General features: G+C 69.0%; 8 protein-coding genes. 3 read left to right on the top strand and 5 right to left on the bottom strand.

Annotated features, from left to right (window positions below):
* Positions 1 to 507: 507 nt before the first annotated feature.
* Positions 508 to 1,377, bottom strand: a complete 870-nt coding sequence (locus QHF85_RS48805) for an SH3 domain-containing protein (protein ID WP_281334418.1) — start codon at positions 1,375 to 1,377, stop codon at positions 508 to 510.
* A 288-nt stretch (positions 1,378 to 1,665) separates the two neighbouring features.
* Between QHF85_RS48805 and QHF85_RS48800 the strand changes: the two genes are divergently transcribed.
* Together QHF85_RS48800 and QHF85_RS48795 are read left to right on the top strand one after the other, a co-directional pair.
* A complete protein-coding gene (locus QHF85_RS48800; RefSeq protein ID WP_281334417.1) occupies positions 1,666 to 2,757 on the top strand; it encodes a hypothetical protein in 1,092 nt (363 codons plus the stop codon).
* Entirely contained in the window at positions 2,754 to 3,707 is a 954-nt protein-coding gene (locus QHF85_RS48795) for a hypothetical protein (RefSeq protein WP_281334416.1), read from the top strand. Before QHF85_RS48800 ends, QHF85_RS48795 begins: the two co-directional genes overlap by 4 nt.
* Here QHF85_RS48795 and QHF85_RS48790 read toward each other — a convergent pair.
* The 4 genes from QHF85_RS48790 to QHF85_RS48775 all read right to left on the bottom strand — a co-directional run bounded on the left by QHF85_RS48790 (position 3,704) and on the right by QHF85_RS48775 (position 8,369).
* A complete protein-coding gene (locus QHF85_RS48790) occupies positions 3,704 to 5,695 on the bottom strand; it encodes an MYXO-CTERM sorting domain-containing protein (protein ID WP_281334415.1) in 1,992 nt (663 codons plus the stop codon). The genes QHF85_RS48795 and QHF85_RS48790 overlap by 4 nt on opposite strands.
* A 145-nt stretch (positions 5,696 to 5,840) precedes the next feature.
* Positions 5,841 to 6,500: a TetR family transcriptional regulator gene (locus QHF85_RS48785; RefSeq protein ID WP_281334414.1), complete on the bottom strand. Its 660-nt coding sequence runs from the start codon at positions 6,498 to 6,500 to the stop codon at positions 5,841 to 5,843.
* A 47-nt stretch (positions 6,501 to 6,547) separates the two neighbouring features.
* Positions 6,548 to 7,555, bottom strand: coding sequence for a PHB depolymerase family esterase (locus tag QHF85_RS48780; RefSeq protein ID WP_281334413.1), 1,008 nt, complete (start codon positions 7,553 to 7,555; stop codon positions 6,548 to 6,550).
* Positions 7,545 to 8,369, bottom strand: coding sequence for an alpha/beta hydrolase (locus QHF85_RS48775; RefSeq protein ID WP_281334412.1), 825 nt, complete (start codon positions 8,367 to 8,369; stop codon positions 7,545 to 7,547). Before QHF85_RS48775 ends, QHF85_RS48780 begins: the two co-directional genes overlap by 11 nt.
* 191 nt (positions 8,370 to 8,560) lie before the next feature.
* Between QHF85_RS48775 and QHF85_RS48770 the strand changes: the two genes are divergently transcribed.
* The gene (locus tag QHF85_RS48770; protein ID WP_281334411.1) at positions 8,561 to 9,916 is read left to right on the top strand and encodes a hypothetical protein; all 1,356 of its coding nucleotides are present in this window, start codon (positions 8,561 to 8,563) and stop codon (positions 9,914 to 9,916) included.
* Positions 9,917 to 10,140: the final 224 nt, after the last annotated feature.

Raw genomic sequence — 10,140 nt, 5'->3', positions numbered from 1 at the left:
CGCGACGGCGCGTCGCGGGGGCGTTGCCCCAGGCCCCACCAGGGGTTGTCCACCCCTGGACCCGGACCAGCGCAAGCGCTGGACTCGGGGTCGATGAACTGCGCGATGCGCAGTTCATCGAACGGGTCAGGTCAAGACCAGGGGCGATCCTGCCAAACGAGACGGCAGCGCGGACGGTTCAACGGGCGGGGCAGTACGATCGGCCTGTGGGAAGAGCTGCGCATCGCGCAGTTCTTCCCCCTGAGGTCCCGTCGACAGCGCGAACTGAACCTCCGCGGTCTTGCCACCGGCCTGTGGGAAGAGCTGCGCATCGCGCAGTTCTTCCCCCAAAGGTCCAGGGCTGGCCCTGCAAAGAGGGGGCGGACAGCTTAAAAAACTTTCCCCGCATCGACTGCGCTTCGCGCAGTCGATGCCCAGAGGTCCAGGGCTGGCCCTGGTCCGGGTCCAGGGGTGGACAACCCCTGGTCGGGTCCGGGGTGAAACCCCGGCGCGACGCCCCCGACGCGATCACCAGCCGGCGCGGCGGATCGCGTGGTACGACGAGGAGGCTGTGCGCAGACCGTAGACGCAGCCGGCGGAGCAGCCTTTGCACTCGTAGGCGTACATCGAGCCCCAGCCGTCGCCCTTCTCGAAGAGGACGATGTGGCCGGCGCCGCCCGAGTTGTAGACCAGGGCGTCGGCGGGCTTCATGTTCGAGCGCGACACCGTCTTCCAGTTCGATGAGTCCTTCACGAAGTGGATCGTGCCGTAGGGGTGCGAGTCCACCGTGATGTCGTCGTTCGACGAGGGCACCTTCCAGGCCTTGGCGACGAAGCCTGAGCAGTCGGCGCCGTACGAGCCGCTGTGCGAGCAGCTCGGGCAGCTCCCCGAACAGGAGCCCTTCGTCGACGAGGTCGGCCCGTCCGCCTTCCAGCGGCCGTGGCCCCACCAGTACGAAAAGCCCTTCATGGACTTGCCGCGGTTGATCGCGCCCTGCTGCGCGGCGCTCAGGTCGCCCGTGCTGCCGCCGCCTGCCGAGACGGTCGTGTAATACTTGCCGGAGCTCCAGCCGACCGTGCCGTCGTGCTTGATCTTGTAAAAGCCGTTTTTCGGGTCGGCGGCTTCGACGGTCACCTTTGCGCCGGTGGGCACGACGTGCAGGACTGAGTAGCTCGTCCCGGGGCCGGTGCGGAGGTTGACGTCCGTCGTCGATTTGAGGGTCGAGCCGACGGCGATGGTGCCGGCCACGCCTTCGCTGGTCGAGCCGAGGTCTTCGTTGGCGCCGATGAGCTCCTCGGAGGAGTCGTCCCCGGTGCATGCGGGGAGCATGCTCATTCCGAGGGCGACGGCTGCGGCGGCGGCAATCGACAGCGACATGCGGCGTGCGTTGGTCTTCATTGGGCTTTGGCTCCTGGACGTGGAAAACCCATCGTACAAGCCTCGTGCCAGACGCGTCCATGGCCACGCGCAGGGTTTCGACGCAAAGAATTCCACACTCTCGAAAGAAATCTGCGGCGATGGTGGAACGACGCGCGGCGTCGTGAGCCGACTTGGGGTCCTGTCAGGTGATTGGCGTGTTCTGGCGATGGATCGATCGTCCCCCATAGGGTGGATCTTTTCTTATCCAGGGTGATGGTGTTTGGCGCGGGCTTTTCCTTGTGTGTGCGGCTCTGGTAGAACGGGGCCATGCGCAAGAAGGTGGTGGCGCTCGTGGCCTTCGTCGGCGCGCTCGCCGCGGGTGTGGTGGTGGCGCGGTGCTCCGGCGATGGGTCGTCGAAGGAGGCGAGGCCGGTGAACACGGGCCGCGAGAAGGCTGCGCCGGGGCTCTCGCCGAACGACACGCCGGGGGCTGCTGGGTCGGCTGTGGCCATCGTGGTGGATGCGTCGGCGCCTGCGCCGGAGAAGGGGCCGGAGGTCTTGTTCTCGGCGACGTGGGGCGGGACGCGGATGAACGAGCTCGGCCGTTCGCGCCCCGACGAGGCGAACCCCGAGGCGCCGATGAGTTTGGCGATGGACCCGAAGGGCAACATGTTCGTGCTCGATCAGGTCAATGGCCGGGTCGTGCGTATTGGGCCCGACGGCAAGCCCGAGTCCGTGATCCCGCTGAAGGGGCAGGAGGCGGCGCAGGACATGGCCGTGACCGACGATGGCAAGGTCGCGGTGCTGGATCGATACAACAGCAAATCGATCGTCATGTACGACGACAAGGGCGGCGTGCTCGGCGAGGTGCCGCTCGAGGGCGAGGGGCTCGACGAGCTCGGGTTCGTCACGGGGGTGTTCGTCGACGGCAAGGACGTGTACGTCGAGAAGGAGCACGGCCCGCTCCTGCGGATCGGGACGACGGACGGGCAGCCGGCCGATCGCACCGAGGTGCCGGGACGACCGACGCGCGACGGGCTGAGCTACATCAAGGCCGGGATCGTCGATCCGCCCACGGATGGGCGGATGTACATCTCGTCGGTCGATCGGGCGACGATGCAACACCGATTCACGCGCGAGCTCCGGCAAGGGAGCGAGATCCGCGGGATCTTGCTCCTCGACACGGACAAGACCGGGACCATTTATCTGGCCACGTTGCTCGTGCAGAATGGGGAGGAGTCCGTGGTCCTCTCGTGCCACGAGCCGCTCAAGGGTATTCCGACGGGCACCGCGGTGCTGCCCGTGAATACGATGCCCGAGGAGACGTTCCGCGACATGGCGGTGCTCGACGAGGGCGGCGTCGTGTATTCGGTGCGGACCGAGCAGGGCGTGAGCTACCAGAAATACGATTGCCAGTGAGCGAGCTCTACGCCCGCCCCGCGCCGCGCGTGGTCGTCGTCGACGAGCTGCGCCACGTGGATCTCGAGCCGGGGCCCGGAATGGGGCCGTGGGTCCGCGCGGGCGCGACCACGGCGGCCCTCGCGGCCGCGAGCGCGGCGTTCACCGCCGTGAGCCATGGCGGTCTCTGGTACGTGTTCGCCGCCCCGATTTTCATGGCGATCCGGGGGTATCTCCAGGCCAAGGAGCAGAGCCCGTTCGGGCTCCGCGCGGCCATTCGAATCGAACCGTGGGGCTTCGTGATGCATCCCGAGGGGATGCAGGAGGAGGTCCTTCCCTGGCCACGGATCTCGGGGATCCGGCACCGCACGGTCCGGATGAGCGAAGAGCGCTCCGTGGAGATGTTCTTCGTGGAGGTGGACGGAGAGACCTATCGCGCGGTTTGTCCGGCATCGGCGCCGCTCGCGGTGCTGCCCGTGGCCTTGCCGGGGTACGTCGCGGCGGCGCAGAGGCCGGTGGCGCTCGATCTCGACGGTGCGGTGGCGGTCGAAGGAACCAAGGCGACGTTCGCGGAGCTCTTCGGCTGGGCCCGGCGCATCCTGGAGTCGCCCGACGGCGCGACGCAGCTCGGAATGCCGACAGCCGGGTATCGAGGGGCGGCGGCGCGGGCGTCGGGGCCGGAGACGGCGGCGGTCCTGCGAAGCGCGCTCGTGGGGCATCGGCGCCCCGTGGACGAGGGGCCGCTCGCGGCGATGCTCGCGGCCCTGCTGGGGACGCGGGAGCTGCTCTCCGAGGTGCTCACGCTTTGCATGAGCCCGAGCCCGTTCGTCGCGGCGGTGGGCAAGGCGGCGGCGCTCCGGCTCGGCGCGGCGCCGATGCAGCCGGGCGCGGTGGAGGAGGTGTTGCCGTTTTTGCCCGAGGACGAGGTGCGCGCGATCGAGCGATTCGCAGACGGCGCGGACGGGGGTTAGCGCGCGGAGGGGCGGGACATCGCGCGCCGGACGCGCCTCCGCGACGCAAGGAGAAGCCCGAACGCGAGCATCGAGAGCGCGGGCGCGCTTCCCGTCTGCGGGGACGTCCGGCAGCCACAGCCGCCCTCCTCGGAGGTTTGACCGCCGCCCGCACCGCCAGCGCCGCCAGCGCCGCCCATCCCACCGGCGCCGCCTGTACCACCGGCGCCGCCTGCGCCGCCCATACCGCCTGCGCCGCCTGCGCCGCCTGCACCACCGGCGCCGCCCATACCGCCTGCGCCGCCTGCACCACCGGCGCCGCCTGCACCACCGGCGCCGCCCATTCCACCGGCGCCGCCCATTCCACCGGCGCCGCCTGCGCCGCCCATTCCACCGGCGCCGCCCATGCCGCCCATACCGGTCATACACGCGCCGGCTTCACACACGCCGTCCGCGCAGGGCGTCCCATCCACCACGAAACCATCCGCCGGACACGCCGCGGTTTGCCCGTTGCACGCCTCGGCCACGTCGCACACGCCTGCGGACGCACGACACTCGACACCCGCCGAGATCGGCGCGCACGTCCCGTCCACCGCCGCGCCCGCCGCGACGCTACACGCCTGGCAATCGCCGGCCTCGCCTCCGCCGCACGCCGTGTCGCAGCAGACGCCGTCCACGCAGAAGCCGCTCGCGCATTCCGCGGACGCCGCGCATGCATCACCCAGGCTCGACGCGAGGACGAACGCGTAGGCAGCGCCCGCATTTTGACCCTTGTCCGCGTCACTGGGCGCTCCGAGGATCGCCGTGTTCCCCGAAAGCGCGACCGACGAGCCGAGCTGGTCCCCTGCCCCGCCCTGCACGACGAGCTTCGCCTCCTCGGCCCACGCCGCGCCGCTCCGCACGAACACGTACGCCGAGCCGGCCTCCACGCCCTGATCGATGTCCAGGTACGCGCCCACGAGCGCCGTGTCCCCGGCGAGCGCGACGGCCGCGCCGAATTGGTCGCCCGCCGCCCCGTCCTGGGCCAGGAGCTTCGCCTGCTGCGCCCACGTCTGCCCATTGCGCACGAACACATACGCCGCGCCGGCATCCTGGCCCTTGTCGTCCTCCCCGTACACGCCCACGAGCGCCGTGTCCCCCGACAGCGCGACCGAATCGCCGAAAGCATCGTCCGCCGCCCCGTCGTTCGCCACGAGCTTCGCCTGCTGGGTCCAGACGCCGCCGCTCCGCGTGAACACGTAGGCGGAACCGGAGTACGATCCTTTGTCGTCATCCCCGAGCGCCCCCACGAGCGCCGTATCTCCCGACAGCGCGACCGAATCGCCGAAATAGTCCAGCATGGCCCCGTCGCTCGCCACGAGCTTCGCCTGCTGGGTCCAGACGCCCCCATTCTGAACGAACACGTACGCCGCGCCGCTGTTTTGGCCCTTGGGGTCGTCCCCGAACGCTCCGAGGAGCGCCGTGTCCCCCGACAGCGCGACGTGATTGCCAAACGAATCGCCCGTCGTCCCGTCGCTCGCCTGGAGCTTCGCCTGCTGGGTCCAGACGGCCCCATTCCGCACGAACACGTACGCCGATCCTGGGCCCGCACCGAGCGCGCCCACGAGCGCCATGTCCCCCGACAGCGCGACCGCGCTGCCGAATTGATCGCCCGTCACGCTGTCGTTGGCCACGAGCTTCGCTTGCTCGGTCCACACGCCGCCGCTCCGCACGAACACGTACGCTGCGCGGGCGCCGCCGTAGCCCCCCACGATCGCCGTGTCCCCCGAGATCGCGACCACCCCACCCATGCGGTTGCTCGCAGCCCCGTCGCCCGCGAGGAGCTTCGCCTGCTGGGTGGCGACGAGCGAATCGATCCCCACCGGAACATCCGCCTCCTCGGGCGCCCACGCGGTCGTGACCGAGAGCGCGGGCGCGGGTTCTCCGCCGCAACCCGCGATCATCAAGCTGATGGAAAGGAAGAGGGCGTGGCGCGGCCACGGCCCGACATGCAATCGTTCGCCGTTCATTGCAATCGTATTCCTTTTGCTGTTTCTGGCCGGGTTCGTCGCGGCGCACGCGCGCGCCGATCGCGCCGCTTCCACGTCGTGGATCAGCCGCCTCGATTTCCCGGGGTCCCCTAGACGAGACGCTTCACGATTGATTCAGCGTCGGTCAGACCTTTCTTCCGTCAGGGCTCCTGTAGGCCCGGAGCATTCGAAGCGAGAGCTCGACGTGCACGTCCGCGAGGGCGTCGAGGGAGAGGGCCTCGGACGGCTCGTACCAGTAGGGAATGCGCACGCCGATCGCCGAGAGCGCCGCGGCCGTCGCCGCCTTGTCGGGCATGGAAAACCGCCCCATCACGACGCCTCGCTCGAGGACCGTCTGGACGAGCGAAAGCGATTGCGCGCGAATCGCGAGCGCCGGGGCGGCGAGCTCGGCGGTCAGGGCGTAAATCTCTTCATTGACCACCACGGCCAGGTGCGGATAGGTCGCGTGCACGAGGGTGTGGGCCCGGACGAGCTTGCATACCTGCTCGATCGGATCCTCGTCCGCGTCGGCCAGCGCCGCCCGCAAGCTCGCGGCGTGCACCTCGTGGCCCACGCGGACGAGCTCCGCGAGGACATGATCCTTCGAGGAAAAGTGCGCGTAGAGCGCGCTCGGCTGCAGCTCCAGCTCCTTCGCCATGTCGCGGACCGAGGTGCCGTGAAAGCCCTCGCTCGCGAAGAGCCGCAACGCGACCTCCAGGATCCGTCGCCGCGTGCCATCGGGCACGGAAGACGCAGGGAGGGTCGCTGTCACAGCCCGCAGACGTGAGGCCCGGAGAGAGCTCATGGCGGGATTCTCTGGACGAGCGTTCGCCCATGTCAACGGGATCGACCTCACGGATGCGCGTCGAACCAGGCGACGACCTCTTCGGGGCCGGCCGCGAGCCAGTCGTGCCCCACGCCCGGCCCGACGACGACCCGCGTCTCTTTCCCTTCGGTGACGAGGCGCGCGTTGTACTTCTCCATCGTGGCGATGGGGACGACGAGGTCGGCGTCGCCGTGAAGGAAGAGCGTCGGCGGGTGATCCCCCGGCAGCGCGTCGGGCAGGATGCAGACAGGGCCGCTGCACGTCGCGTACGACCCGGAGTGGATCGCGAGCGCGCGAAACTTTCCTTGGTAGCTGACGGCCATTCGGCTCGTCATGTAGCCGCCGCTCGAAATGCCCGTCGCGTACATGCGCGAGGCGTCGAGCGGGCCGAACGAGCCCGCGGCGATCGAATCGAAGAGCGAGAGCATGAACGCGTGGTCCGGCGCGGTCGACCAGGCGATCGAATACGGGGGGACGTTCGTGTCCCAAAACGTCGTGCCCTCCGCGTGCGCCTCCGGAGCGAGCACGGCGTAGCCCGCGTCGAGCAGCCCCTTCACGGTGAGCGCCAGGTGATAGACCCCGTGGGGGCCATCCACGGCGCCCTTGAACATCATCGGGGGACCATAAAACGAGCCCTGGAACAGGAGCACCACGGGAAAACCTTTTTCGGGCGGCGTCCCGAGCGGCACCTGCCAGACGACGTCCCGCAGGATCCCCGCTTGCGCCGGGATGCTCTGCGTCTCGTAAGGACACGCGACCTCTTGCGGCGAGACCGTACAGCGCGACGCGGCCGCGCCGCCCGCGCCCCCAGCCCCTGCACCGCCGCTGCCCGCGCCGCCGCCGCCGGAATCACCGCCGCCCGCATCCCCACCGCCCGAATTGCCGCCCCCCGAACCGCCGCCCCCGACGCCGCTGCTCGAGCTTGCCGCCTGATTGCCTTCGCCGGGCGGCTGGATGTCGATGTTGCACCCGGCCGCGAAAACGACGAACGGCATCGAGGCCGCCACCAAGAATCGCCAAGGTTCACGCGCCATGACAAACCTCCCCTTGTTCTCCCGGAGCCGCCGTGTGCTCCTTCAAGAAATCGAGCAAGATCCGATTGAACGCTTCCGGCTGATCGATCGGCGTGCAATGCCGCGAGTCGGAGACGACGGCCACACGCGCGCGCGGGATCCGAGCGGCATAGGCCTCCTTGGCCGCGACCGGCGTATAGTCCTGATCGCTCGTGACGACGAGGACCGGGCACCGGATCGTGCCGATCCGATCGGCCACGCTCCAGCCGAGGATCGCCTTCGTGGCGGCGCGATACGCGGCCTCGTCGTTTTGCCCGAGGCGCGCGGCGAGCTTCTCGCGGAGCGCCTCTTGATCGGGGCGCGGAAGATTCATTTCGGCAATCTTGCGCGCGAACCCACGCACGCCGAGCACACGCAGCGCGACCAAACGCTGCAGGACCGCGAGCCGCTCGCGCAACGTGCGCGGCACCATGGCCGGAGCGCTGTTCACCACGACGAGCGACCGCACGAGCGAAGGCGCGTCGACCGCGAGCTGAAACCCAATCATGCCGCCCATCGAGAAGCCGACGACGTGCGCCGGGCCGAGCCCGAGGCTCCGCAAGACGTGCGCCACGTCGGCAGCAAACGTCGCGATCCGGTACGGGCCGGGCGGCTTTCCAGAGCCACCGTGGCCACGCACATCGACCGTGACGACCGTGTACCGCTCCGCGAGCGCCGGGACCTGCATCTCCCAGTCGAGCAAGCTCGAACCCAGGCCGTGGAGCAGGAGCACGACGTCCCCCCGCCCCTTCACCTCGTACTGGATCTCACACCCATCGACGATCATGTGCGGCATCGCTCGCCTCGACGCGGTCTTTGTTACTGAACGATCGTTCGTTCACACATCTGTAACAGAGCTACGTAGGCGAAGTCAACAGGTGTCGTTCCCGCATCGGGCTCCACGGCAGCGGGCGTCGAGAAGCGCGTATCCTTCGGTCGCGAGGCCGAACGACGCCCTCCACTTCTTCTTCCGAAAGGATACGCGGAATGAACAAACCGACCTTGCTTCTCACCTGCGCAGCACTCGCCGTCGGCTGCACCCCCACCGAGGAAGCCCCGCCGCCCGCCGGAAACGCCTTCAGCATCCGCGCCGGCGGATCGACCTGCGACCGCGGCACCGACGTGGCCACGAGCGAAAGCGGCGACGTCGCCCTCGTCGGCACGTTCGAGGGGACCGTCGATTTCGGCGGCGGCCCACTCGTCTCGGCCGGCAGCTCCGACATCACGTTCGCCACCTGGGACGCCGAGGGAAACCCCGGCACGAGCATGCGCTTCGGATCAGCCTCACAAGAGGGCGCCCCACGGATCCTCGCCATCGGCGAAGACGCATGGGTGATCGCCGTGAACACGCAATCAGAGATCGATCTCGGCGGCGGCCCGCTCACGCCCCCAGGCGCAGCAGGCGCCGCGATCGGAAAGCTCGACGCGAACGGCAAGCACGTCTTCAGCACCATGCTCGGCGCAACCGTGTCCGGAATGGCCGCCGGCGGGAGCGGCACGCTGATCGTCACAGGCAGCTTCAGCGGCACACTCGCCCTCGGCGGCGAGACACTCACGAGCGCAGGCGCAACGGACGTGTTCGTCGCCAAACTCGACGGGAACGGCGCCCCCATCTGGGCCAAATCGTTCGGAAGCACGGGCCTCGATTCCGGCATGGACGTCGCCGTGGACGGCAAAGGCAACGTGTTCCTCGGCGGCGGCATGCTCGCGCCGATCGATTTCGGCGGCGGGCCCATCACGATCACAGGCGGCGTGGACGCCGTCCTCGTGAAACTCGACGCAAACGGAAACCACGTCTTCACGAAGACCTACGGCGACGTCGCCGACCAGGTCATTCAAGCCCTGGCGACCGACGCCGCAGGCAACATCCTCTTCGGCGGGCTCTTCGAGGGCCACCTCAATTTCGGCGGCGACGAGCTCGGAAGCCAGGGCCGCGACCTCTTCCTCGGAAAGCTCGATCCAGAAGGCGCCGAGCTCTGGGCGCGCACATTCCGGCTCACCTCGGCAGAGTGGGACGACTCAGCCCCACGAATCGCAGCCGATCCAAAGGGCGGGCTCGTCGTGACGGGGACGTTCTCGGAGGCAGTGAACCTCGGCGGCGCAGCACTCGAAGGCGCCGGACAAACCGACGTCTACTTCGCGCGCTACGACGCCGCAGGCAAACACATCCAGAGCCGCGCCATCGGAGATCCCAGCTACCAGCTCGCAGGCGGCGTCGCCGTGGACCAAGCCGGAGCCGCAGCCATCACAGGCTCGTTTTACGGGACAATCGATCTCGGCCAGGGCCCCCTGGAAAGCGCAGGCGACTGCGACATCTACCTCGCAAGGTTCGCCGCGCCCTGACGGTTCTCAGGTCGAAGGCGCCTCGCTGGGGCTTTGCCCCAGGCCCCACCAGGAGCTGTCCGCTCCTGGACCTGGACCAGCGCCCGCGCTGGACTGAGGGTCGATGAACTGCGCTCCGCGCAGTTCATCGAACAGCCGGGTTCAAGACCACAGACGACCCTGCCAAGCAAGGCAGCCGCGCTGACAGCTCAACGGGCAACGCGGTACCAGCGACGGCCTGTGGG

This window comes from Polyangium sp. 6x1 (assembly GCF_029946515.1).
Taxonomy (GTDB): domain Bacteria; phylum Myxococcota_A; class Polyangia; order Polyangiales; family Polyangiaceae; genus Polyangium.
The sequence above is the reverse complement of the archived record's forward strand: the minus strand, read 5'-3'. Positions and strand labels throughout refer to the sequence as shown.

Coding starts and splice junctions, on each gene's coding strand:
- QHF85_RS48805 (WP_281334418.1), bottom strand. CDS start 1,377: ATGAAGACCAACGCACGCCGCATGTCGCTGTCGATTGCCGCCGCCGCA.
- QHF85_RS48800 (WP_281334417.1), top strand. CDS start 1,666: ATGCGCAAGAAGGTGGTGGCGCTCGTGGCCTTCGTCGGCGCGCTCGCC.
- QHF85_RS48790 (WP_281334415.1), bottom strand. CDS start 5,695: ATGAACGGCGAACGATTGCATGTCGGGCCGTGGCCGCGCCACGCCCTC.
- QHF85_RS48785 (WP_281334414.1), bottom strand. CDS start 6,500: ATGAGCTCTCTCCGGGCCTCACGTCTGCGGGCTGTGACAGCGACCCTC.
- QHF85_RS48780 (WP_281334413.1), bottom strand. CDS start 7,555: ATGGCGCGTGAACCTTGGCGATTCTTGGTGGCGGCCTCGATGCCGTTC.
- QHF85_RS48775 (WP_281334412.1), bottom strand. CDS start 8,369: ATGCCGCACATGATCGTCGATGGGTGTGAGATCCAGTACGAGGTGAAG.
- QHF85_RS48770 (WP_281334411.1), top strand. CDS start 8,561: ATGAACAAACCGACCTTGCTTCTCACCTGCGCAGCACTCGCCGTCGGC.